Annotated in this window: 21 protein-coding genes; 17 read left to right on the top strand and 4 right to left on the bottom strand. The window is 42.2% G+C overall.

The features are described 5' to 3' along the window. Window positions 1-8: 8 nt before the first annotated feature. From JMW85_RS04345 to JMW85_RS04390, 10 genes are all read left to right on the top strand, one after another. On the top strand, window positions 9-1,091 hold the full coding sequence (locus JMW85_RS04345) for a polysaccharide pyruvyl transferase family protein (protein WP_201581053.1): 1,083 nt from the start codon (window positions 9-11) through the stop codon (window positions 1,089-1,091). Then, window positions 1,088-2,101 (top strand): glycosyltransferase family 2 protein, encoded by a 1,014-nt coding sequence (locus tag JMW85_RS04350; RefSeq protein WP_201581054.1) that lies wholly within the window; start codon window positions 1,088-1,090, stop codon window positions 2,099-2,101. The genes JMW85_RS04345 and JMW85_RS04350 overlap by 4 nt, the downstream gene beginning before the upstream one ends. A gap of 46 nt (window positions 2,102-2,147) precedes the next feature. Next, entirely contained in the window at window positions 2,148-3,242 is a 1,095-nt protein-coding gene (locus tag JMW85_RS04355; protein WP_227681662.1) for a glycosyltransferase, read from the top strand. Between the two features lie 187 nt (window positions 3,243-3,429). After that, the gene (locus JMW85_RS04360) at window positions 3,430-4,470 is read left to right on the top strand and encodes an EpsG family protein (protein ID WP_201581055.1); all 1,041 of its coding nucleotides are present in this window, start codon (window positions 3,430-3,432) and stop codon (window positions 4,468-4,470) included. Beyond that, window positions 4,470-5,333 carry a glycosyltransferase family 2 protein gene (locus tag JMW85_RS04365; RefSeq protein ID WP_201581056.1) on the top strand — a complete coding sequence of 288 codons (864 nt, stop codon included), beginning with the start codon at window positions 4,470-4,472 and terminating at the stop codon, window positions 5,331-5,333. Before JMW85_RS04360 ends, JMW85_RS04365 begins: the two co-directional genes overlap by 1 nt. A gap of 81 nt (window positions 5,334-5,414) precedes the next feature. Further along, a complete protein-coding gene (locus tag JMW85_RS04370; protein ID WP_201581057.1) occupies window positions 5,415-6,560 on the top strand; it encodes a glycosyltransferase in 1,146 nt (381 codons plus the stop codon). Next, the gene (locus JMW85_RS04375; protein ID WP_201581058.1) at window positions 6,557-7,168 is read left to right on the top strand and encodes a sugar transferase; all 612 of its coding nucleotides are present in this window, start codon (window positions 6,557-6,559) and stop codon (window positions 7,166-7,168) included. The genes JMW85_RS04370 and JMW85_RS04375 overlap by 4 nt, the downstream gene beginning before the upstream one ends. A gap of 10 nt (window positions 7,169-7,178) precedes the next feature. Beyond that, on the top strand, window positions 7,179-8,375 hold the full coding sequence (locus JMW85_RS04380; protein WP_201581059.1) for a DegT/DnrJ/EryC1/StrS family aminotransferase: 1,197 nt from the start codon (window positions 7,179-7,181) through the stop codon (window positions 8,373-8,375). A gap of 312 nt (window positions 8,376-8,687) precedes the next feature. Then, complete coding sequence (folD, locus tag JMW85_RS04385; RefSeq protein ID WP_201581060.1) at window positions 8,688-9,566, top strand: bifunctional methylenetetrahydrofolate dehydrogenase/methenyltetrahydrofolate cyclohydrolase FolD; 879 nt, start codon at window positions 8,688-8,690, stop codon at window positions 9,564-9,566. Window positions 9,567-9,665: 99 nt separating this feature from the next. Then, window positions 9,666-10,184 (top strand): phosphate-starvation-inducible protein PsiE, encoded by a 519-nt coding sequence (locus tag JMW85_RS04390; RefSeq protein WP_045451736.1) that lies wholly within the window; start codon window positions 9,666-9,668, stop codon window positions 10,182-10,184. 82 nt (window positions 10,185-10,266) lie between these two features. Here the strand turns inward: JMW85_RS04390 and JMW85_RS04395 are convergent, their stop codons facing one another. The 4 genes from JMW85_RS04395 to JMW85_RS04410 form a co-directional block, all read right to left on the bottom strand. Continuing rightward, window positions 10,267-11,733: a di-heme oxidoredictase family protein gene (locus tag JMW85_RS04395; RefSeq protein WP_201581061.1), complete on the bottom strand. Its 1,467-nt coding sequence runs from the start codon at window positions 11,731-11,733 to the stop codon at window positions 10,267-10,269. A 234-nt stretch (window positions 11,734-11,967) separates the two neighbouring features. Beyond that, a complete protein-coding gene (locus tag JMW85_RS04400) occupies window positions 11,968-13,677 on the bottom strand; it encodes a chromosome condensation regulator RCC1 (protein WP_201581062.1) in 1,710 nt (569 codons plus the stop codon). 291 nt (window positions 13,678-13,968) lie between these two features. Then, the gene (gene corA / locus JMW85_RS04405) at window positions 13,969-15,183 is read right to left on the bottom strand and encodes a magnesium/cobalt transporter CorA (RefSeq protein WP_201581063.1); all 1,215 of its coding nucleotides are present in this window, start codon (window positions 15,181-15,183) and stop codon (window positions 13,969-13,971) included. Between the two features lie 74 nt (window positions 15,184-15,257). Further along, on the bottom strand, window positions 15,258-15,647 hold the full coding sequence (locus JMW85_RS04410) for a DUF2237 family protein (RefSeq protein ID WP_201581064.1): 390 nt from the start codon (window positions 15,645-15,647) through the stop codon (window positions 15,258-15,260). 479 nt (window positions 15,648-16,126) lie between these two features. Here JMW85_RS04410 and JMW85_RS04415 point away from each other — a divergent pair, with 479 nt between their 5' ends. The 7 genes from JMW85_RS04415 to JMW85_RS04445 all read left to right on the top strand — a co-directional run bounded on the left by JMW85_RS04415 (window position 16,127) and on the right by JMW85_RS04445 (window position 24,061). Next, entirely contained in the window at window positions 16,127-17,434 is a 1,308-nt protein-coding gene (locus JMW85_RS04415; RefSeq protein WP_201581065.1) for an ATP phosphoribosyltransferase regulatory subunit, read from the top strand. Between the two features lie 125 nt (window positions 17,435-17,559). Beyond that, a complete protein-coding gene (locus JMW85_RS04420; RefSeq protein WP_045444847.1) occupies window positions 17,560-18,849 on the top strand; it encodes an adenylosuccinate synthase in 1,290 nt (429 codons plus the stop codon). Window positions 18,850-19,153: 304 nt separating this feature from the next. Further along, window positions 19,154-19,570 (top strand): lysozyme inhibitor LprI family protein, encoded by a 417-nt coding sequence (locus tag JMW85_RS04425; RefSeq protein ID WP_055124482.1) that lies wholly within the window; start codon window positions 19,154-19,156, stop codon window positions 19,568-19,570. Window positions 19,571-20,008: 438 nt separating this feature from the next. Then, window positions 20,009-20,440, top strand: coding sequence for a nucleoside-diphosphate kinase (ndk, locus tag JMW85_RS04430; protein WP_193011877.1), 432 nt, complete (start codon window positions 20,009-20,011; stop codon window positions 20,438-20,440). A gap of 406 nt (window positions 20,441-20,846) precedes the next feature. Continuing rightward, on the top strand, window positions 20,847-22,088 hold the full coding sequence (gene rlmN / locus JMW85_RS04435; RefSeq protein ID WP_201581066.1) for a 23S rRNA (adenine(2503)-C(2))-methyltransferase RlmN: 1,242 nt from the start codon (window positions 20,847-20,849) through the stop codon (window positions 22,086-22,088). 213 nt (window positions 22,089-22,301) lie between these two features. Beyond that, window positions 22,302-23,252 (top strand): type IV pilus biogenesis/stability protein PilW, encoded by a 951-nt coding sequence (gene pilW, locus JMW85_RS04440; protein ID WP_227681663.1) that lies wholly within the window; start codon window positions 22,302-22,304, stop codon window positions 23,250-23,252. Next, window positions 23,249-24,061: a helix-turn-helix domain-containing protein gene (locus JMW85_RS04445; RefSeq protein ID WP_045451748.1), complete on the top strand. Its 813-nt coding sequence runs from the start codon at window positions 23,249-23,251 to the stop codon at window positions 24,059-24,061. Before pilW ends, JMW85_RS04445 begins: the two co-directional genes overlap by 4 nt. Window positions 24,062-24,067 lie beyond the last annotated feature (6 nt).

Consider the following 24,067-nt stretch of genomic DNA (forward strand, 5'->3'; position numbering starts at 1 on the left):
CATTAAAAATGAATATTGCTGCTATAAAAAAGCTCATTCCGCTCAGATTAAAAAAACACTTGGCCGCTTATATGGGGGCGAGAGGTTTACCGTTACCAACTGGTAAACGGTGCTTTATTTTTCTTGCTGCTGACTATGGCAATATTGGTGATATTGCTATTTCTCACGCGCAAAAGCAGTATTTGCAACGTGTGCTGACGGATTATGACGTTGTTAGTGTTGCTATCAGTCAAACCAGATTTGTGCTCAATTCAATTAAACAGCAAATAAAAGAGACGGATATCGTCACTATCATCGGCGGCGGTAATATGGGTGGCACGTATCCTGATATTGAGGAGCTGCGCCAATTAGTCATCAAGTCATTTCCTGCCAATCGAATCGTTTGTTTTCCTCAGACACTAGATTGGAATGATTCTATTCAATCTAAACGTGCCTTGCAGCGTATTGTAAACGTCTACGCCAAGCATCCAGATATACATGTTTTTGCCAGAGAGTCGATAACAGCGGCAAAACTCATCGAGCTTTTTGCTGAGTACAGTAATGTGCATATTGGTCTCGTACCAGATATTGTGATGAGCGCGAATGCAACAGTGCTGGGTACGACAGATTGCTTAGCGCCTTCAGGTATTTTGCGCTGCTTACGAGATGACAAAGAAGCCGCACTATCAGCTGAGCAATACGCCATGATAGACAAAGCCTTGGCAGATACTGGCTATCAGATTGAAAAGACCGATACACATGCTGGTGGTTCGCAACTCGATGAAGCACATTGCACAAAATTACTGACTGACAAGCTTAGTCAGTTTCGTGCTGCAAAATTGGTCGTGACTGACCGGCTGCACGGCATGATTTTATGTTTGCTATCGGGTACGCCGTGCTTGGTACTCCCGAACTCCAATCATAAGATAAGACAGACGCAGTTGGACTGCTTAGGCGGTCATCCAAGGCTGGTGTTTTTAGAGTTGGATGAGATTGCTGATATTGCAACATTCATCGATAGCCTCCTGTCCCTGCCTCACGGTACGATGGATGAGTCTCCAGTTGATATAGCTGAGTATGATGACCTAAAAAAAGCGCTAGTAGCGATATGACGACTATCGAAACGCCATTAGTGAGTGTCATCGTACCAGTGTATAACGTTGCGTCATATATCGATGCTTGCTTGGCATCCATCAAGCAGCAGACTTATCAGAATATTGAAATTATCGTTGTAGAAGATTGCTCCACTGATGATTCAAAACAAGCACTTGCGTCACATCTCATAGATGAGCGCATCAAAGTCATTCAGCATCATGAAAACAGCGGTCTTTCTGCGGCTCGTAATACTGGTATCAAGTCTGCGATAGGCAAATACATGATGTTCGTTGATTCTGATGACATTATAGACACTCGCTTGGTGGCAGCGTGTGTGGATTGTGCGCTCACCACGAATGCAGAGGTCGTGACGTATGGCTTTACACCGTTCAAAGATGGTATCACGGAGACAGATCTACCGTATCCCGCTAGCAATTTAGCATTTGAGGCAACCGAAATAGACGGCTCATATTTTAGCTTACCGCATTTTGCATGGCTCAAATTTATTAAATCTAGCGCAGTGCGGTCTGCCTCGTTACAGTTCCCAGTGGGTCTGTACTACGAAGACTGGCCTTTTCATTGGCATCTTGGCTTGGCTACTAATATTAAGTATCACCTGCCCATTGATTTTTATCTATACAGACAGCGTGGCACGTCGATCACAGGGTCAACAGATAAAAAACTATTAGACCTTTTCGTTATCCACGCAGAAGTCATCAGTTTAGTAGAGGACTATCAAGCGGATGAGGTTAAAAAAACACTCGCCAATAAAATTAAACAAAGTCATTGGAGTATCCTTACTCGTATAGATAATGACTATTTAGCAGCTGCATTGGCACAAGCTAAAAAAGCAGATAAAACGTTACGACTAAAAGGTTATAAGAGCGATTTGACCGTAAGAAATATGATGATTAGTAATATCGTACGTATGCCGACGCAAGTTGCCTTTCTGATGTTACAGGTGCTTCGTCAAGCGCTAGACAAAAGAGCAAGGGTTAAAAGTCAAGAGAAAACAGATCCAGAATAGTTTTGAAAAATACGTTTGGTTTTATGGCTTCTTAATAGGTAAAGAGATGACTATTCAGAGAGTGCTACACATCGTGGGAAAAATGGATCGGGCTGGGGCAGAGACCATGCTTATGAATCTATATCGTCATATAGATCATAGCCAGATTCAGTTTGATTTTATCACTTTTACCGACGAGGTCGGTGACTATGATGCTGAAATAATAGCGCTGGGCGGTAGGATTATACCGATTTTAGCGGATCATTCATTAGCGCGTATGTGGAAGCTTAAAAACTTCCTTAAACAACACCCTGACTATCAAATCATTCATGCTCACATGCTATTAAACAATGCTTTTCATCTGCTGGCTGCTAAAGGTGCTGGCGTGCCGCATCGCATTTCACATTCTCATAGCACCAGTAATGGTAAAACCAATGTTGTTAAAAAAATATATGAACAGTGGGCGTTCATTACCAATCGTAAATTGGCCACAGATAAAATGAGTTGCGGTGAACAAGCAGCAAATTACCTATTTGGCAGCATAAAAGACGTGTGGCTATTGCCCAATGCTGTTGACATACAGCAGATGATGACAGTCGCTAACCAATCAAGACAGTATATCGGTAAAGAATTTGGCGATGAGGGGCTAAAAATCATCCAAGTTGGTCGTCTAAATGAGGTTAAAAACCATCAGTTTTCTTTAGAGATCGCTGAGCAGTTAAAAAAACGTCAAGTCGCTTTTACCTTATATATTGTCGGACAAGGTTCATTGGATATGAGGCTCAGACAACAAGTAGCAGATAAGTCACTCCTAGATACGGTCAAGTTTTTGGGGATGCGTACGGATATCACAGAATTAATGGCCAGCGCCGACTATATGATCATGCCTTCGTTGCACGAGGGTTTCCCTGTCGTCTTGGTCGAGAGCCAAACAGTTGGGTTAAAGGCATTGGTTTCTGACCAAGTATCACCTGAAGTAGATTTAGGACTTGGATTAGTACAGTTTTTACCAATTCACTCAGCCGAGGATTGGGTTGATTGCTTATTAGCGTCTAAACAGCCAGAGCCCAACGAAAAAGACATAACCGCAGCGCTGAATTTATATGGATTTAGTGCTGCTACCAACGCGCAAATACTAATGCAAAAGTACTTGAGTATGTGACAGAGTAGTTGCTTCTTATTTATAGTTGTTTCAAGGTAGTTTGGACGGAATGAGAAAAAAATCGAGGTGGATAGGAAGGCTATAGTTATATAGGTATTGGACGGTACAAAAGATACTAGACGGTGTAAACCTGCCACCATATCCGATTTATATAAGATTGACGACATCTACTTTTATAGAGGGTTAAATGCTTCCATACCTGCTGGTTCTTAGCCTTGTTGTTTTTTGGATTGTACTGGAGAAAAAATCTCTCAATCGTACGTCTTTTTGGCTGCCGCTAATTATATTGACATTGTTTGCAGGTCTTCGTAGCTACCGAGTCGGTACGGATACAGGAAACTATACGAGAAATTTCAACAGTCAATTGAATGCCGAGTACTTTAGGTTCAATGAAGATATTGAGTTTGGTTATCAGTTATTAGAGTATGCGTTATTACGTATGACCACTCATTATTTTTGGCTGCTTGTTATTACCAGTTTAATTATTGTCTATTGCTATCTTAGAGTGATTAAAAAATACAGCGTAAATTATTGGTTCTCCGTATTTTTATTTATTACGCTGGGCGTTTATACTTTTTCTTTTAATGGACTGCGTCAAGGATTGGCAATGGCGATCTTTACCTTGGCCATTCCTTATCTGTTAGAAAAACGATTTATTCCATACCTGCTGATTTGTGCAATTGCTTCATTGTTCCATGTAACCGCGTTATTTATGATTCCATTTTATTTCATCGTCAATTTAAGAATAAAACCCTTATATAAGATTTTGGCAACATTCTTAGGATCGCTATTAGTAAGTGGGGTATTGGTCGCTTATATTTCTTCTACTAACGATAGATATGAGGGCTATGCGAAAGCATCCGATGAAGCAGGCGGGTTTTTAACGCTTGGTTTTTACACGGCTATCATGATTTTAATCATCTTGGTCAGTTATCTGTATAAAATTAAAGACAAAGATTTTCAAAAACTCATAACGTTTTATGCATCAGGCGTGGTTTTTATCATACCGTTAGCGATGTTGGGTACCAGTCCTTCAGGTCCTCAAAGGCTGCTTGCGTATTTTACATGGATATTGGTTTTGATACTGCCTATGATTTTAAAAAGAATTAATGATATTTATTTATATATAGCGAGTATCGTTATTTTTCTCATGTATTTTGTCTTGACGACATCGAGATTTAGTAACTTGAGTCCGTATATTATCAATCCGATATTTGAGGTTTTCTAATGAAAAATCAGACATATATATCTATTGGTATTCCCATTTATAATGCTGAAGCGTACTTAGAAGACGCTATCAAATCTATATTGGCTCAAACGCATGAGTTATGGGAGCTTATATTAATTGATGATGGCTCTACTGATGCGTCATTGGCCATCGCCAAGCGTTTTGAAGAGGCTGATCATAGAATAAGGGTCATTGCTGATGGCATAAATAAAAAACTGCCTGCTCGATTAAATCAGCTTATTGAAGAAGCTAATTATGATTATATAGCGCGCATGGATGCCGATGATCTCATTCATCCAGATAGACTAGCGATTCAATTAAGTTTTTTAGAAAAAAATCCAGATTATGATTTGGTTTCTACAGGTGTTGTGTCTATTGATAATTTTAATAAAGTTTATGGTTGTCGTCATGTCGATCAAATTTATACGGAATTTAAAGAAATAGCCGCTGCGTATCCTATTGTACATGCTGCTGTTTTGGCAAAAAAGAGTTGGTATGAACGAAATAAATATAATGAAAATTATCCAAGGTCTGAAGATTACGATTTGTGGTGTAGAGCTATCTCAAATCAAGATTTAAATTTAGCGGTATTGCCCGATTTACTCTACTATTATAGAGAAGAAGGAAATTTATCGTTATCTAAAATAACCAGATCATACAAAGACAGTTTTAAAACGTACTGTGAATATAAGGGAAACAGTTATTTAGGTTCTTTAAAATTATCAGCAAAACTGACAACAGTTACTTTTTTAGATTTGATAGGATTATTACAAAAGATAGCCAATAAAAGAAATAAATTAACAATATCTGACACGCTAAGAAATCATCATCAGTCAGTGGTAAATAGTATTTGTGCTAAATGACATTGTTTATAAAACGTCACTGATAAAATAATATATAAAAAGTGCTGAGGTGCTGAAATGACATTAAAGATATGCTTTCTAATGACAGATGCGGTGTCATTTAATGTGCTATATCGTGATCAGCTTGAATACATTAGAGATCACGCGGATGTTGAGATCACCTTAATCTGCGGTGGCGATAAACAGCAGTTAGATATTTTACGTGAGCGCAAAATAGGCAAGGTGATTAATTTAAATTTTCAGCGTAAGCCTTCTTTGTTTAAAGATGCTCAGTCACTCGCGCTTTTAACCCGTTATATGCTATCGAATCGTTTTGATGTGGTGGTTTATTTAACGCCTAAAGCCTTGTTGTTAGGGAGTATCGCAAGTGCTGTTACATTGCAAAAGAGACGAATTGCTTTTAGCGTGGGTAGAGCCTATGAGAATTTTTCAGGTTTAAAAAAGAGGGTGTTTCAGGGTCTGGATATATTAAGTTTTGGCTTGTCTCACGAGGTTTTATTTGTTTCTGAATCTTTGCTCAGCGTATGCTTAGAAGAAAATATCCTCAAAAAAAGCAAGGCAACTGTCATTGATAATGGCTCATTTAACGGCATCGATACTGATTTGCTGCAACCTATGGCTCAGCTAGAAAAAGAGGCATTAAGAAAGAAGTACAAGATACCTGACAATACCTTTGTGATTTGCGTGGTAGGACGAGTTTGTGATGATAAAGGCTTCAAAGATATTGAGTATATATCCGAAAAACTAAGAGCAGAAAATCTCTACTTTATGTTCATAGGAGACTGTGAAGACGACGTAGGGAAAACAGTCGTTGAAAAAGTTGTCAAAGATAATAGAGGTGTGTATATACCAGCCAACCCAAATGTGCACGAAGTTTTTCAATGTGCTGATTTACATTTATTTTTGAGCTATCGTGAAGGGTTTGGTAGTGTCGCTATTGAAGCAGCAAGTTGCGCTGTTCCAACTTTTGCCTATGATGTCGTTGGTGTAAAGGATAGTGTCAAAGAAGGTATCAGCGGTCGAAAATTTAATTTTAAGGATATGTCGTCTGTCGCCGAAGCGATCAGTGCTGCTGCTACTGATAAGGAATTTGAAAAGAGATATCCTGATGCAAGAGACTGGGCCATTGCAAATTTTGAACGCAAGCAATTGTGGCAAAGTTATTTAAGTTTTTATTTACGTAATAGGAATGACCGCGTAAACGACAAAAGGCGGGCTGAAAAATGATAAAGCGACTATTTGACATCACGGCTGCCACGGCGGCCTTGGTAATATTATCTCCTGTTTATGCTATTACGGCTTATAAAGTCAAAAAAAACTTAGGATCACCAGTGATATTTAGACAAACTCGCCCTGGTCTAAATGGCAAGCCGTTTGAGATGATTAAGTTTCGCTCGATGAAAGATGCTATCGATACAGAGGGTAATCCTTTAGAGGATGATGAGCGTTTGACGGCATTTGGTAAGACCTTGCGTAATAGCAGTCTCGATGAGCTGCCTGAACTATGGAATGTGATTAAAGGCGATATGAGTTTGGTGGGGCCGCGACCACTATTGATGGAATATCTGCCCCTATATAATGATGAGCAAGCGCGTCGCCACCGTGTACGTCCGGGTATTACGGGATATGCACAAGTTAATGGTCGCAACGCGATTGGTTGGCATGAAAAATTTACGCTCGACACGTGGTATGTCGATCATCAGTCATTATGGTTAGACATTATGATCTTGGTTAAAACAGTAAAAAAAGTCATTATCAAAGATGGCATCAGTGCTGATGGTGAAGCGACCATGAGTAAATTCACAGGTAATAGCGTCGATAAAAACACGCTTTGATGAGGAACGCATGCTAAATACTCCTTTTTCACCTTGGCCTAGTTTTACTCAGCAAGAAGCGGATGCGGTCAGTCAAGTATTGCTATCCAACAAGGTCAATTATTGGACAGGGCAAGAATGCCGTCAGTTTGAAGAGGAATTCGCTGATTGGGCGGGTAGCAAATACGCGATTGCATTGGGCAACGGAACTTTGGCATTGGACGCGGCATTGCAGGCACTTGGTATAGGTGTGGGTGATGAAGTTATCGTGACGCCGCGCACTTTTATTGCCAGTATCTCCTCAGTGGTTAATGCAGGCGCGACGCCCATTTTTGCGGATGTTGATGAGGCGACAGGGAATATCACTCCAGAGTCGATAGCGGCGGTATTGACGGACAAAACTAAAGGCATCGTCTGTGTACATTTGGCAGGTTGGCCCTGTGATATGGATGGCATTATGGCACTGGCAGATCAGCATCATTTATATGTCATTGAAGACTGCGCACAAGCGCATGGTGCACGCTACAAAGGTCGTAGCGTTGGCAGTATCGGTCATATTGGCGCGTGGAGTTTTTGCCAAGATAAGATTATGACCACAGGCGGCGAGGGCGGTATGGTCACCACCGATGACGAGCAGCTATGGCGAAAAATGTGGGCGTATAAAGACCATGGCAAAAGCTATGCGGCGGTCTATGAGACCGAGCAGCAGCCCGGCTATAATTGGCTACATGAGAGCTTTGGCACCAACTGGCGCATGACCGAGATTCAAGGCGTGATTGGGCGTATTCAATTGGCACATATGAGTGACTGGATAGCGAAGCGCCGTGCTAATGCTCAAGCGATATTAGAGGCATGTGCTAAATGGGAAGAAAAAGGCTATCTATCGGTGCCAACATTAGAGCAAGCTTCTCATTTTCCAAACTCTACCCATGCTTATTATAAATTGTATGTTTATGTGCAACCAAATAACCTAGCTGAGGGCTGGACACGTGATCGCATCATTGAAGAAATAAACGCGCTAGGCGTGCCTTGCTATTCAGGGTCTGCCTCAGAGGTATATTTAGAAAAAGCATTCGATGATACAGGCTTGCGTCCAGAAAACAGACTGCCAATAGCAAAACAATTGGGAGAGACCAGCTTAATGTTTTTGGTTCATCCTACCTTAACCACTGCCGAAATCGCGCAAACGGTAGATGCAATCGATCGCGTATTTGCTTCAATGATTTAGTGATGTGAGGATATCGCTTATTAAGGCGTGTTGAGTATTTATAAATGGTTGCGGCTATTGGCTTTTATTTGTGAGTAGACTTTCTTATAAAACGGTAAAGGTTGTCAAGGTTGCATCGGCAATGACATGATATTGCTGGATTGGCGAGTGATAGAAATTTATAAGTATCCAAGTTCTATCTCACGCTAGGATTTTTTAGCCCAGACAGGTACAATATCAGTCTTAATCATACATTGATCAAGCATAAGACAGGCATGCAAATAGTTGCGGGCGCTGTCTTTTTTTTTTATCGCACCCTCTATTGGAGTTACTATGTCAACTGCCCAAGGATCTGCTACCGTTTTGGACGGTAAAGCACTTGCTAAACAAATAGAACAGCAACTGAGTACGCGTGTAGACGCTATCAAGAATAAAACAGGACGTACCCCAAGCTTAGCGACGATATTGGTCGGCGACGATCCCGCTTCTGCGACTTATGTACGTATGAAAGGTAATGCTTGTAAACGTGTCGGCATGGATTCTATACGCGTTGAGATGCCAAGTGCGACAACCACTGAAGAGCTGATGGCGAAAATAGATGAGCTTAATAGCAATCCAGACGTCCATGGTATCTTGCTACAACATCCAGTACCTGCACATATCGATGAGCGTGCTTGCTTTGAGCAGATTGACTTGGCAAAAGACGTCGATGGTGTGACCTGCCTTGGCTTTGGTCGTATGGCGATGCAGCAGAGCGCTTATGGTTCATGTACCCCGCAAGGCATCATGCACTTATTAGAGCATCATAATATCGAGCTTGCTGGTAAGGAAGCCGTAGTTGTAGGTCGCAGTGCCATCTTGGGTAAACCAATGGCGATGATGCTATTGAATGCCAACTGCACCGTAACGATTTGCCATTCAAGAACGCAAGATTTAGAGTCCCATATTAAGCGTGCGGATATCGTGGTTGGGGCAGTGGGCGTGCCTGAACTGATCAAAGCTAATTGGATCAAAGCGGGCGCTGTGGTTATCGATGCAGGCTTTCATCCAACGGATAATGGCGGCGTCGGTGACATTGAGTTGCAAGGTGTTGAAAACATCGCCAGTGCTTATACGCCTGTACCGGGCGGCGTGGGTCCAATGACCATTAATACCCTTATTCGCCAAACGGTTGATGCTGCTGAAAAATCTGCCGGTTTGAATATCGGCTAAAAAGAGAGTCATACGAATACTGATTGCCGATAAATAAGGGGCCTGAGGTAATATATACTCAGGCTAAATCAACCACATCTCAGTTGATAGGACCTAAACATGGCTAAAAAAAACGTAGGTGTTCATGAGCGACTACAAGGTATCGGTAGAGAGTTTGTCGATGTCTGTCATTACGTTATTTTATTTCTAATCAGTGTGGTTGTCGTTTGGACCGCTGGCAAAGAGTTCGTTGGTATTGTTCAAAAAGGCTCAGCGGATTTAAAAGACATATTGATGTTGTTTATTTACCTTGAGCTGCTCGCCATGATAGGTATTTATTTTAAAACCCATCGTCTGCCGGTACAGTTTTTGATATTTATCGCGATTACTGCTTTATCACGACATTTGGTGGTTGATGTACAGGCGGTCTCAGACTATTTTCATTTATGGCTGCTGGCGACAATTTCTGTGGCCATTATGCTATTGAGCGGTTCTATCGTAGTATTAACTTGGACAGCAAAAACGTTTGGCCGTCCAGAGGACAATCTTGATAAACAGCATGCAAACTTAACGATTAAAGCGCTGTTACCTGATAATGCTCAAGCGCCTGATAGTCATACCAAGCATCGCCGTGAATAACTATTAAATAGCAGCATAAAAAAGGGTTACCACTGGTCGCCCTTTTTTGCTTTCTTAAATCTCACATTTTATTGTTTGAGCGTTAAATGCCCTTTAAGAAGGTCATTAATGTTTGTTTTTGCGTGCCGGATAACTGTGTAAAGCGCGTCTTTGTACTTTCTGCTTCACCACCATGCCAGAGTATCGCTTCAGTTAAGCTGCTGGCACGACCATCATGCAAAAACCGCGCTTCTGGATCACGTGCCACAATGCCAATTCCCCACAATGGCGGTGTACGCCACTCAAAGCTTTCTGCATTTTTCTCTTTCACGCTATCATCTAGTCCAGCACCCATGTCATGCAGTAATAAATCAGTATAAGGATAAATGTTTTGCTGTGATAGGAGCGGGAAGCGCTCACTATTGCCTGTTTTTTGTTTGGGTGTGTGACAGCCAGCACAGCCGACTTGCGCAAACAGTTGCGCTCCTTTATTAAAATCTGATAAATCGTCTATTCGTCTTTCAGGTACGGCAAGGGCGGTCATAAAATCGGTCACAGCGTCTAGACTGCTGTCTGAGACTTCTGGAGAGCCGCCATTCGCTGCTGTCCAACAAATAGGCTGATTTACCGTACAGTTAGGATCCATAAATACCGAGGTGGTCAAACCCATATCTTGCGACATGGCATTGGCGTTTTGGGTACGCAGGCTTGAGTTAATCGCCTTCCATCCAAAGCGGCCAATGCGCTGCTGTTTGCCATCTTGTACCCAATGTACGCGGCCACTGATACCGTCTTGATTGTTATCATCAGGGTCAGCTGCCGCAATGATATTCGCTTCAGGAATCAGGTCGAGCAAGCCCATGCCGACCAGCTGCGGTGAGATACGTCCGCTAATTGCTGTATTTCCTAAGGGTTGATTAAGGTCAGTTGGAGTAAAGCTAAACTGTATGCCAGCAGGCTTGTCATTTTGACTGGGCATTGCTGCGTAGCGCATGCTCCCTTCGGGATTGATACTTGTGGCAATACTTTGATGCTGCATTTGTTCACCGTAATAAGCATGTGGCAGGCCTTGCTTATTACCCAACCGGAATAAAATTGCATCACTCAGCTGACCATTGGCTGCATAAATAGGTTTGCGACCTTCAGCGCTATGGCATTGGGTACAGGCATTGGCATTTAACAGTGGCCCCACACCATCGAACAGTACGCGACCCTCATTTGCTGGTGTCCACTCTGTGATAAATAACTCACGTCCAGGTGATACCCCGCCTAAAGCGCTGCTCGGTAGATTGGGCATGATTTGCAAAAAAGGCTGTGATCCACTGGCGGCAATCGTAGCACTGCCACCTGCTGGCTGCCAGTTGGTATCGATTTCTGGAGTGTCAGGAGTAGTGGGTGGGTTGGGTGCATTAGTATCGCCATCATTACTGGAGTTATTTGAATCATCTGAGCCACCACAAGCAGTGAGCAGCAGCGCGATACTTACACTGAGTAGTGTGTTACGTATGATGGGAGGTAATGTATACAATGAATAATTTGATATGGTTGACGAGTTTGATCGTAAAAACATGGGCTGACCTGAAATGGCTAAAATATAATGGGCTAGGATGTATCTTCATCGTCAGCTTATTTAGAGGGCTGTCGATTTAATTGAGGATATCCTGAGGATTATGCGATAAGGTACCGCGCAATAGTTAGGCGTATTGACTCAAACAAGCAGCACAAACGAGGCTGCTTGTTTGAGAATTTTATGACAGGAAATTCAACCAACTATGCACTGTTCGCTTCGTCATACTTAAAACACTTATAGCTGACTAGGTAAAGCAACTGGGATAGGGTTGTTATACATCCAAATATGAGTGGTGTCTTTGTTGCCGAGTGAGCCTTCAAAGCTCCAGCCCCACGTAAATAAATGACCAGCTTTCAGCGTATTGTTATCTTGGTCAAACGATTTTTCATGAGCAATCAGATGCATGGCACCCATGGCCATATTATCGATATTCTTTAGATTCGGCAGCTTATTGGTTGGTTCATCTAGGTCGTTGTAAATGGTCTTGCCTGCGCCGTTTGTCTCTCCAAACATGCCCCATGCATAGAGAATACCATTCGTTGCTGATGAGCCGTTATTAGTGGCGACATTGTCCAGTAACGCATAGCTGGCATTGCCATTGGCATAGACGCGGCGAACTTCTTTATCTGTAAACCAAGGCAGTTTGGTCGGTGAGGTAATGACATCTGCCCATGCCTTTTCGCTGCCATTAAATGTCTCACCATTGTAGCCCAATTGACTAGTGGCATTTAATCCCCAACCATACACTGTGTCTTTATTGGTCAATGCTAAGATATGGTCTTTGCCAGCCGTCAATTGGGTCACTTTTTCTACATCTATAGCGGGTTGGTCGTCAGCTTTTTGAGTAGCGTCATCTGTCTTAGCAGTAATGGCGTTATTAATCGTTTCATTAATGACATGAATACGTACAGGGGTTGCATTGACGTTGATACAGTTGGTTGTAGTGTTACAGACTCTGCCTTTGCCAAGGTTAGCGTAAGCATCGCTACCCCAACCCCAAACCTGACCTTTGTCATCTAAGGCATAAGAGCTATTCCCACTGACAACTACCTGCACGATATGTCCTGCCTCTGTGGCTGCTGTAAAGTCAACTTTGACAGGGGTGTTGCTATCGGTGCTTGTATTATTACCAAGTTGACCGTACCCATTGGCACCAAAGGCCCAAACCGTACCCTCTTCGGTCAATACCAAGTTATGGCTATAGCCAGGTGCGACCATGACGGCATTTTCGATACCTTCGATCGCGCTGATATCCAAACGACAGTCAGCAGTCTTACTACAGTCATTTCGACCCCCATCACCGCGACCCAGCTGCCCGTATTTGTCTTCGCCCCAACTATAAACTTGACCATTTTGAGCAATAGCGAGTGAATGATTTTGATTAAAGCCAATAGATAACAAATCTTTTGGTGCGCTGTTCATCAGCATCGGCGTGTCTGGATGTCCCATAATATCGCTGATTTTTGTGGTCAGACCGAGTCCTGTCTGACCATAGTTGTTGCGACCCCAACCATATAGCTGACCATCACGCAGGGCAGCGGTATGCGAACCACCTGCCGCTATGGTATCGCCTACGTAGATGATTTTGGTTGAGCGCATGATATTACCGGCATTGTCTGTGGCTTCTAAGACAATGGTATTGCTACCTAGCGTTAATAAAATACGATCATCAAAATAACCATCAGCATCTAGCGTTAGCGCTTGGGCTGATTCGTTATTATGCATATAAGTCAATGATTTGACGCCGCTGCTATCTTGTACTTGTCCTGAGACAAATACCGCTGCAACCGCGCTATAGCCATCAGTAAAGTTGCTATCAGTGGTTAGTAGTGGCGGTGTCCCATCTATGATAGCAGTGGCTGTGTCGGAATCACTGCCACAAGCAGTAAGAATCAAGGCTGCGGTAACGACCGCGACAGCTTGAGTAAGACGGGATAAACGCATAAAAACCTCGATAGATGCAAATTGACAATATGTCAGTACGCCAGCCGTAAAATAACAAAACCGTCCCATACAAATCCGACGGTTGTAGGATTTGTGCGGTTGACTGAGTCAATCGTACATGGTGGCGTTGGAATAATAGAAATAGCGGCAAGAGTTTAGCAATAATAAATGTGAATAGTATTACAAATAAGAATTATTATCAATAATAAAGTGAAAAAACAGCACCATGAAGGATGCTGTTTTTAAAAGCTGAACGCTGACTATCAATGAAAAATCAACTATAAATTTTGGTTATAACCATTTAAGCCTTTTAAAATTGTAATATAAATAGCCACATAATGATCCAATGATGAGCATGATGACAAAGTAGGAATATTGCCAATGCAGCTCGGGCATAAAATCAAAGTTCATACCATAGATACCTGCAATGGCCGTCGGTACAGCTAAAATACCTGCCCAAGCAGCAAGCTTACGCACCACCTCGTTCTGTCCCATATTAACCATGGCCATATAGGTATTCATGACCACACTCAGCATCTCATTTAGACCATTAATAGCGTCTAATGAGTGCAGCAAATGGTCATTGACGTCGCGAAAGTAGGGCTTAGCGGCTTGAGAAAACCCAGAGACCATCTCACTTTTTTTATGATTGATAAAAAAACTACAGATATCCTGTACTGGTAAAATAATCGCCCGCATATGTACGAGTTGCGATTTGAGCTCATAAAGGTTTTTTAATGTACCTTTATCAAACTCATAGGTAAACACGTAACGTTCTTGCTCACGCAAATAGCGACCTAAACGATCGGTAATCGGCATATAATTATCCACGATAAAATCGAGAATAGCATGTAGTACAAATATCGGCCCCATACGCAGCTTTTCAGGGCGACGATGACAATGCTCACGGACAGGTGCGTAGGAGTTTGATGGACCATTACGGATGGTAATCAGGTAGTTTTTGCCCATAAATATCGCGGTGGTGCCATAGCGAATGACATTGTCCTCAAGCTTAGCGGTACGCAATACCACAAACACCATGTCATTGTCGTAGTTCTCGACTTTGGCACGCTGGTGATCGGCAAATGCATCTTCGATTGCCAGTTCATGTAGCCCAAAGGCTTCTTTGACTTTGACCATGGTTTCTAGGCTTGGATCATAGAGACCAAGCCAAATAAACTGACCATTATTATTTAAGGCACGACTAACATCGTTTAGCGCCACTTTATCGAGATTTTCACCCGTCTTACGTGAGTAAGCATAGCAATTGACGACTTCATCGGCACTCGACAAGTCAATATCTTCATAGCGTTCAGAGTCAGGATCGTAGACCGTCATGGTCTCGATGGTGTCCTCAGTGGTGGTATCAGCATCGCCATAGATATAGCTGTCGTCATTGTCTAGATAGAGATGTTCATCATTCATATCGGCGTAAATACGATTGATATTAGAGTCAGGTGCAATACGCGCGGTTTTTTTGATTAACTGGTCGTTATTGTTTTCCATACACCCTCCCTTTATAAAGTAAAAAACGTGTCACAATCAGAACTTATAATGATTGTTATTAATAGTGGTCGTTATTAAAGGGCGTAACTTTTCAAAGTATTAATATCGACCAAGCTCAATAAGCTTTCGTGGCAAGCTTCTAGTTTGATTTGCGGTGCAATATCAAAGTCTAAAGCTTCAACCCAGCGTAACGCACAAATGCACCAATAATCACCAGGCTTAAGACCAGAAAATCCATACTCAGGTAGCGGCGTAATCAAATCATTGCCGCGACTGGCAGAAAAGTTCAAAAACTCGCTAGTCATCTTGGCGCAGACGGTGTGCTGACCAACGTCATGGTTGCCAGTATGACAAAAGCCGTTGCGGTAATAACCGGTAAGAGGGTCAAAGCAGCAGCTGGCAAGTGCCGTACCTAAAACGTTGGCTTGATTGTTGGCAGGGTTTGGGTGGTAATCAGATGACATAAGGCTTCCGAGATAAAAATATGGCTTAGTGTACCATGAGTCGGTATCGAAGGCGTTGTTCTCACTTTGCTCATTATTTTCTTTATGATATAAAATGATGGTAACCATTTTTGAGTCAACGATTACTTATATAGTCTATAGATAACCTTCATAGATTAAGTGCTGATAAGACGTAATTAGATAGTAATTGTGGCTAATTGTCACTAGGCGAACCTTGGCTGCTATGCTAAACTAAAGCATAAAGTGCCTTGATTATTTAACGCCGTTTATTAGCGCATAAAGATACTCGTCTTATCATTCTAAATTATACTTATTACTCACCCTTTTGCGGCTACCTAGTTTGTTTATAAATAATTGGGTCAATGATGTTGCGCGTTAAAAATAAAAATGCATGGCGTCAATGCAATTGTAAATATAACCTTTAAGTACCGCATCAGTACCGCGTTTTTGGTAAGCGATACGCCAAACAAGGATTTATTGTGTCTGTCAGTTCTGATTCTGCAAAACTTGCCCAGTTAAATACGACTAATGAAGCGGCGGCTCAGCCTGCTGAAAACACTGCTACCTCTACTAGCATGCCATATTTGAACAACCTTGCCAGCGACGTTGCCAATAGCTGGCTGTTGCCTGATGGGGTGGTGGATGTGCTGTTCGAAGATGCGCGTAAGCAAGAAGTGCTTAGGTATCAGCTGACTCAGCAACTTATTGCTCATGGTTATCAGTTGGTCAATCCACCAATGATTGAATTTACTGAGTCATTGTTGAGTGGCGCCTCAGAAGATTTAAAGCGTCAAACTTTCAAGATTATCGATCAGCTAACAGGTCGCTTGATGGGTCTGCGTGCGGATATTACCCCGCAGATTTTGCGTATTGATGCGCATTGGGGCGGTACAGGTATTGCGCGTTATTGCTATGCAGGTGATGTGATTCATACCTTGCCATCAGGATTGTTTGGCTCACGTACGCCTTTGCAGCTCGGCGCTGAAATATTTGGCTGTGCTTCACTTGCCGCAGATATTGAGCTGATAGATGTGTTATTTGGCATGATAAATAAGCTAAATATGAGTGCTGCACTACATATAGACTTGGGTCATGTGGCGATATTCAAACGCTTAGCTGAGTTGGCAGCGTTGTCTGATAATGACACTGAGCAACTCATGCATTTATATGCCAATAAAAATCTACCAGAGCTAAAGCGTGTCTGCCAGTTATTGCCAATGGGTGATGATTTTTATGCTTTGGCACGTTTTGGTCATGATATTACCAATCTATTGGCGAGATTGTCAGAGACTGCACAGCAGGACACGCAAGTCGCGACTGCTATCAATGAATTACAATGCTTAAAAACACATCTACAAGACCAGTGGCAATGCCCTGTGAGTATCGATGTGACGGAATTATCAGGCTATCATTACCACACGGGTATCGTATTCAACGGCTATATCAATAGTGAGACGCAACCTCTGGTACGTGGCGGTCGTTTCGATGGTATGCAAAGCGGCAACCAGTTAGCAATCAATCAGCCACGTGAAGCCACTGGTTTTAGTATGGATGTCAGTCGTTTGCTTGCACACACGCAGCTTGAGGTACCAATCATCGTATTGGTCGACTATGAAGCCTTGAGCAGTGCGAACCAAGAACAGAGACAGATACTGCTACAGCAGGTTGAGAGTTTACGTGAGCAAGGCTATCGCGTCACCATGCCATTGAACGCAGAAGATCGACCCTCTGATATGACGCATTGTTTGAGCTTTAGAGATAATCATTGGCAGTTACAGAGTATTTAAGCATTAGTTTTTAATATTAGTAGTATTACCATTTTTTAACGTCTTTAAAATCAAGATAACGAAAGTTATCACAGGTTTTAAAACGTTATTGCACACACCTCAATACATAAAGGTAAGGATTGATCATGGGTAAGAATGTCGTAGTTTTGGGTAGCCAATGGGGCGATGAAGGTAAAGGTAAAATCGTCGATTTACTAACCGAAAAAGCTTCAGCAGTTGCACGTTTTCAAGGCGGACATAACGCTGGTCACACGTTAGTTGTCGATGGCAAAACCACCATCCTACATTTAATCCCATCAGGTATTTTACGTGAAGGCGTTACCTGCTTCATCGGTAACGGCGTGGTGTTAGCACCTGACGCATTATTAAAAGAGATGAAAGAGCTAGAAGACAACAACGTACCTGTACGTGAGCGTCTGCGTATCTCTCCAAACTGCCCACTTATCATGCCGTATCATGTGGCACTTGACCAAGCACGTGAAGCAAAACGCGGTACTGGTAAAATCGGTACGACAGGTCGCGGAATTGGACCTGCTTATGAAGACAAAGTAGCCCGCCGTGCTATTAAACTTGCTGACTTGTTCCGTGATGATTTAGAAGAAAAACTCCGCAACTTAATCGAATATCATAACTTCCAACTGACGCAGTATTACAAAGTTGAAGCGATTGATTTTGATGAGACACTTAAGCTTTGCCAAGAGTGGAAGGAAGAGATTAAAGGCATGGTTACTGATGTGACCGAAGACCTTAATCAATTGCGTTTGGCTGGTAAGAACCTGATGTTTGAAGGCGCGCAAGGTACATTGCTTGATATCGATCATGGTACATATCCGTTTGTGACCAGCTCAAGCGTAACTGCTGGCGGCGTATCGACTGGTACAGGTATCGGTCCATTATACTTAGATTACGTACTTGGTATCACTAAAGCTTATACTACCCGTGTCGGTAGTGGTCCATTCCCAACTGAGCTATTTGATGATGTTGGTGCGCATTTGGCTAAAGTCGGTCATGAGTTTGGTGCGACCACTGGTCGTGCGCGTCGCTGTGGTTGGTTCGATGCGGAAGCATTACGCCGTGCCGTGGTACTGAACTCTATGTCAGGTATCTGCTTAACTAAGCTTGACGTATTAGATGGTCTTGAAGAGTTACTAATCGGTGTGGGTTATAACTTGCCTGAGACTGAATGTGCAGGTGCACATGATGCTGAATTCTATGAGTCAGTAACGCCTAAGTATGAGACGATGCAAGGGTGGAGTGAGTCAACCGTTGGTATCACTAACTATGATGAACTTCCAGAAAATGCTAAAAAATACATCAAACGTATCGAAGCGTTGATTGGTTGCCCAGTTGATATTATCTCAACCGGTCCTGACCGCGAAGAAACAATTGTATTGCGCGACCCGTATGATGCTTAGTTTCTTATCATAAAACTTAATTAGTTTAAGCGTTCATAAAAAATCCCAGTGCTGAGCATTGGGATTTTTTTATGAGTAATGTCTCATCATTTTTTATTATGCTAACTACTATTAATGCCAAGTGATAAAAAATGTTAATCACTATTAATTTCTAACGATAAAAAATCAAGATATCTGGTAATTTAATAAATTGAGATAAGAAAAAATAGCATAAAGGAGAGAATTGCTAACATTATTCTGGTTTAATTGGTATATTATGTCATAAATGAATGTAATTTTATCAATATACAAAAAGGAAAACGTGATGAAAGCGACTATTATCAAGCACTCTATAGGAAAAACAGCTTTAGCGCTGCTAACGTCTGCGGCTTTTATGTTTCCTATGCTGTCATGGGGCGCGCAAAACTGTGATAAACCCAACAATGATTTTGATGATTTATATTGCTTAACGAAAGTATATTTGGAGGCAGATAAAGAGCTGAATAGTTCTTATGCAAAATTGGCTAAGCAGTTAAATAGCCAGCAAAAATCCAAATTAAAGCGTGGACAACTGGCGTGGATACGCGAGCGTAATGACCAATGTAGTTATAATAATGACGAAGGGTTTTTTGTCAACATGGGCTGTGCGACTCGGGTGACAACTGAGCGAGTGAACTTCTTAAATGATCGTGTGCGTGAATGTAGCGCTGGCAGTTGCCGCGACAGCCGCTTAGGCGAGTAGTTGTTTTTTAGTATTGCTTGAAAGCAGTGACCTTCATAGCTGCGTATTAACAAAATCCCTTAGCATTATATGCTGAGGGATTTTTGTTGGTAACACTTACATAGAGTTTTCGCCAAGTTGGTTTTATGCTTATTAATGACAAAGATAGTTAGTGATGAGATACGTAGGGTAAGAATCTGCTATTGATGAATGCTCACTTTGTCTTAAGATAAGCTGCGGTAATAAATTTACTTTTATGCAAGGTGCGGTCATAAATTAACCCTATCATTTATAGCGCTAATCATTATAATAGGCAGCAATCCTGTGTTGGCGCTCATATTATCGCATTGATAGACCATGAGTTATTTAAATATGCCTAAGTCAACATTGCGGCCAAAGATAAAACAAAGTATTTACCATCTCATTTTTATCGAATTCATTATTTATTAGGAGCTTTTCATGGCTAACGAACGTACTTTATCTATCATCAAACCTGACGCAGTAGCTGGCAACAACATCGGCGCTATCTACGATCGTTTTGAAAAATCAGGTCTAAAAATTGTTGCCGCTAAAATGATGCAACTTGATGATAAAAAAGCGGGCGGTTTTTACGCTGAGCACGCTGAGCGTCCATTCTACAACGATCTAGTATCATTTATGACTTCAGGTCCAGTATTGGTATCTGTATTAGAAGGCGAAAATGCGATCGCTAAGCATCGCGACATCATGGGCGCTACTAACCCAAAAGACGCCGCTGAAGGCACTATTCGTGCTGACTTTGCTAGCAGCATCGATGAAAACGCGGTTCATGGTTCAGATTCAGCTGAATCAGCAGCACGTGAAATCAGCTACTTCTTCAATGAAGACGAAGTTTGTGCACGTACGCGTTAATATAGTAAACCAAATATAGTCTGTTACGGTATCAGACTCGCTTAATGTACTCAATGTACTATTGGCGCTTGTCTTCCTTGTACCAGCTCTATATTTGATTCACTATGCACTAATAGCTTATAAAATTGACTATAAATTATTAGTGTGGCAAGACGGCTTATATCTTTTGGTATAAGCCGTTTTAGCTATTATAATAGTCTGACTATGTGTTGAAATTTTAACTTTTCTCCCTCATTATTGGTTTTATATAGCGTTATCAATCCTTTATCAGCATATTACTTTCAGTTTTTGGTAAAAAATGCGCTCATAACGGATTGCTCATGCACTCATATATTGAGTACGTCTAGCAACACCCATCTCAACAATTGCATCGCTCATACCAGTAGATGCAAAAAGGTTATTTATTATGTCAACTGCTCAAACTCCTATTCAAACTGACGTCCAACACGTACCTGCTAAGACTACTAAGAGTATAAAATTAGTAGACGAGGCGCAGGCGAAAACCAATCTACTAGGTATGACACAAGCGCAGCTGGCGGAATACTTTAAGAGTATTGGCGAAAAGCCGTTTCGCTCGACGCAAGTCATCAAGTGGATATATCAGCAGGGTGTCACTGATTTTGAGCAAATGACCAATCTGAGTAAATCTTTGCGTGATAAATTATTAGCCAATGCCTGCGTCATTCCGCCAAAAGTGATTCATCGTCAATACAGCGATGACGGCACGCGTAAATGGGTATTTGAAGTCACGGGTGGCTCGTTGGTCGAGACCGTACTAATTCCCGCAGATGATAGTAAATTAAACGGTCGTAAAACCTTGTGTATTTCTTCGCAAGTGGGCTGTGCGCTCGACTGTAGCTTTTGTAGTACGGGTAAGCAGGGCTTTGAGCGCGATTTGACGGCGGCTGAGATTCTTGGACAATTATGGGTGGCAAATGCCTCTTATATGACCGATGAAAATGATAGTTTAGAAAATGTTGACCATAGTTTATGGGAAAACAACGTCACCAACGTCGTCATGATGGGTATGGGTGAGCCGTTATTAAACTATCGTCCCGTTGTCAGCTCAATGGAATTGATGCTCAGTGACCATGCTTATGGTTTATCAAAACGCCGCGTTACTTTGTCGACTTCAGGTGTGGTGCCAAAAATGTACGAGTTGGCACAGGAGCTTGACGTGGCTTTAGCGATTTCATTGCACGCACCAAATGACGAGCTGCGTAATGAATTAGTGCCGATCAATAAAAAATATCCATTAGAGCAGCTCATGGCGGCAGCGAGAAATTACGTTTTTGAAGTCAACCCACGCCACAAAAAACACGTGACTATTGAATATGTGATGCTAGATGGTGTCAATGATAGTAATGAGCATGCTGAGCAATTGGTCGCATTATTGGGTGATTTACCAAGTAAGATTAACCTGATACCGTTTAACCCGTTCCCTCATGCAAATTATGATAAGTCGAGTAATAATCGAATTCATGCCTTCAGCAACATATTAAGTGAAGCAGGTTTTGTTTGTACCATACGTCAAACACGCGGTGATGATATTGATGCGGCATGTGGTCAATTGGTTGGGCAAGTGGCTGACAGAACGCGTCGTTCAGCCGCATGGCAGCAAAGCATCAAGGATCGTGAAAGTATTTAGGATGATGGTTATATAAATGGTGAATAGACATTTTCGATGTAGCATCGTATTTGTCTTTTATCTGTCGCAATGGTAATAAAAATGTAGCAATAACGATTAGTTTGGATGTGCACAGTAATTAATGACAACTAAATTGTACTTATGCGGGCTAAATCTATTAAACTGATGCCTCGAGGATCGAACGCATTGAATCACAGTTTTATGATGGCGGCTATGATGACTTCTAGAAATTCTTGTCAGTTCAATTATCAAAAAATATTTTCTCAGACTTATAAGCGATTGAGTACAGCGAATGGACAAATGGCTATTGACCCAATAGCGATGTCGAAGCGTACAGTGTTAGTGACGGCATTGATAGGGCTGCTGCTCACTGGTTGTCAAAGCACGCCGACCAATGATTTGACAAACATTGCGGCTTATCAAACGTCTACGCGACCCAATGACAATCGTAACTTAGATCAACAAGAAATTGCTCGCGTGCGCACTTCACTGGCCGCGCAATATATCCGCAAAAATGAGCTTGATACCGCTCAGCGCCAACTCGAAAAAGCCTTTGCTGCCGATAGCCGTTACGCGCCAGCCTATGATATGATGGGCGTTTTGCTGCAGCAAGAGGGCAGTCGACTCAATCTCGAAAAAGCCGATCAATATTTTAAAAAAGCGATCGCGCTTGATAAAGATTTTGAGCAAGCCCACAATAACTATGGCGTTTATTTGTCACAAATGAAGCGCTATCGTGAGGCGGCAGAGCAGTTTGAGATTGCGGGTTCAGCATTAGGTTACGAAGGTCGTATTGGTGCGCTAGAGAATCTAGGACGCACTTACTTACAGCTAGGTGATCGCAGTGCGGCTGCTAAAGCATTTTTACGGGCACTTGATGGCAATCGCAATAGTATTATTGCCCATATCGAGTTGGTCGATTTATTGCTTGAGCAGCAACGTGTTCCACAGGCTCAAAGGCTTTATGATGAAACGTTGATACTGGTGCAAGGGCAGGGCATTAGCCCGCGCTTGCTATTACAAGGTATCAAATTGGCCGCTGCACAAAATAACATAACGACGCGCCAGCAATTGGCACAGCAGCTTTTATCCGCTTATCCTTTAAGTGATGAAGCAAAACAACTTAAGACTTGGCTTAACAATCCAGAGGCACCATGGAAATGACCACCCCATCATTAAACACTCAATCTAACGCTCAGGGATCATTTGGTGCCGTGTTGCAGCAAGCCCGTAAAAATAAGCAAATCAGCTTAGACGAGGTAGCTGCCGAGTTATTTATTTTAAAGCGTCATTTGCAAGCGCTTGAAAATGAAAATTTTTCGGAGATGCCGCAAGCTGCTTTTGCCCGTGGGTTTGCCATCAATTATGCTAAGTTTTTGGGTTTAGATCCTGTAAAAATAGCGACCAGCTTTGATGCTGCTTATCCTACGGAGCTGAAAGCCAAGTCAGTGAATAACACGGATACGCCACTGCGTCCAATGGGCACGTTGCAACGTGATACGCACAATCGTATTCGTTTTAACCCACTACTGATCATCGCCGTTATTGGTGTCATTATTTTAGCGATTTTCTTATTTCGCATGGTGAGTAATGCAAGTAAAGAGAATGCCGAGCAGCCAGTATCGACGGTCGAAGACGTCTCAGCGATAGAGCAAGCGCAAGGTGCGGCAATCAATACTGATGAGATGGGCGTTGGTGCCTCTGGCTCTGCTCTAAACTTGGGCGGCGATGCAAGTCCAGCGTCTTTAGATGTCAAACTAACGGATACCGCCGTCGTGAGTATTACTGATGCCTCTGGCAGTAGTTTAATGAGTGGCTCGCAGACATCTGGGGATTATAAACTGTCAGGTACGCCGCCGTTTAATGTACAAATTGATAATGTTGATAATGTCAGCATAATGCTTAACCAAGAAGCGGTTGCGCTAAATACTTATGCAACGGATAAGCAAGCCAATTTTGAGTTAGCGCCTTAATTTTTT

The sequence above is a fragment of the Psychrobacter glacincola genome (assembly GCF_904846075.1).
Classification (GTDB): Bacteria; Pseudomonadota; Gammaproteobacteria; order Pseudomonadales; family Moraxellaceae; genus Psychrobacter; species Psychrobacter glacincola_C.

Bases quoted from the DNA above. Each gene is read 5' to 3' on its own strand.
- JMW85_RS04445 (WP_045451748.1), top strand. From the start codon at position 23,249: ATGACCACCCCATCATTAAACACTCAATCTAACGCTCAGGGATCATTT.
- JMW85_RS04355 (WP_227681662.1), top strand. From the start codon at position 2,148: ATGACTATTCAGAGAGTGCTACACATCGTGGGAAAAATGGATCGGGCT.
- JMW85_RS04395 (WP_201581061.1), bottom strand. From the start codon at position 11,733: ATGTTTTTACGATCAAACTCGTCAACCATATCAAATTATTCATTGTAT.
- JMW85_RS04390 (WP_045451736.1), top strand. From the start codon at position 9,666: ATGGCTAAAAAAAACGTAGGTGTTCATGAGCGACTACAAGGTATCGGT.
- JMW85_RS04410 (WP_201581064.1), bottom strand. From the start codon at position 15,647: ATGTCATCTGATTACCACCCAAACCCTGCCAACAATCAAGCCAACGTT.
- JMW85_RS04360 (WP_201581055.1), top strand. From the start codon at position 3,430: ATGCTTCCATACCTGCTGGTTCTTAGCCTTGTTGTTTTTTGGATTGTA.
- folD (WP_201581060.1), top strand. From the start codon at position 8,688: ATGTCAACTGCCCAAGGATCTGCTACCGTTTTGGACGGTAAAGCACTT.
- JMW85_RS04380 (WP_201581059.1), top strand. From the start codon at position 7,179: ATGCTAAATACTCCTTTTTCACCTTGGCCTAGTTTTACTCAGCAAGAA.
- pilW (WP_227681663.1), top strand. From the start codon at position 22,302: ATGATGACTTCTAGAAATTCTTGTCAGTTCAATTATCAAAAAATATTT.
- JMW85_RS04375 (WP_201581058.1), top strand. From the start codon at position 6,557: ATGATAAAGCGACTATTTGACATCACGGCTGCCACGGCGGCCTTGGTA.
- JMW85_RS04350 (WP_201581054.1), top strand. From the start codon at position 1,088: ATGACGACTATCGAAACGCCATTAGTGAGTGTCATCGTACCAGTGTAT.
- JMW85_RS04400 (WP_201581062.1), bottom strand. From the start codon at position 13,677: ATGCGTTTATCCCGTCTTACTCAAGCTGTCGCGGTCGTTACCGCAGCC.
- JMW85_RS04365 (WP_201581056.1), top strand. From the start codon at position 4,470: ATGAAAAATCAGACATATATATCTATTGGTATTCCCATTTATAATGCT.
- JMW85_RS04345 (WP_201581053.1), top strand. From the start codon at position 9: ATGAATATTGCTGCTATAAAAAAGCTCATTCCGCTCAGATTAAAAAAA.
- JMW85_RS04370 (WP_201581057.1), top strand. From the start codon at position 5,415: ATGACAGATGCGGTGTCATTTAATGTGCTATATCGTGATCAGCTTGAA.
- ndk (WP_193011877.1), top strand. From the start codon at position 20,009: ATGGCTAACGAACGTACTTTATCTATCATCAAACCTGACGCAGTAGCT.
- rlmN (WP_201581066.1), top strand. From the start codon at position 20,847: ATGTCAACTGCTCAAACTCCTATTCAAACTGACGTCCAACACGTACCT.
- corA (WP_201581063.1), bottom strand. From the start codon at position 15,183: ATGGAAAACAATAACGACCAGTTAATCAAAAAAACCGCGCGTATTGCA.
- JMW85_RS04425 (WP_055124482.1), top strand. From the start codon at position 19,154: ATGAAAGCGACTATTATCAAGCACTCTATAGGAAAAACAGCTTTAGCG.
- JMW85_RS04420 (WP_045444847.1), top strand. From the start codon at position 17,560: ATGGGTAAGAATGTCGTAGTTTTGGGTAGCCAATGGGGCGATGAAGGT.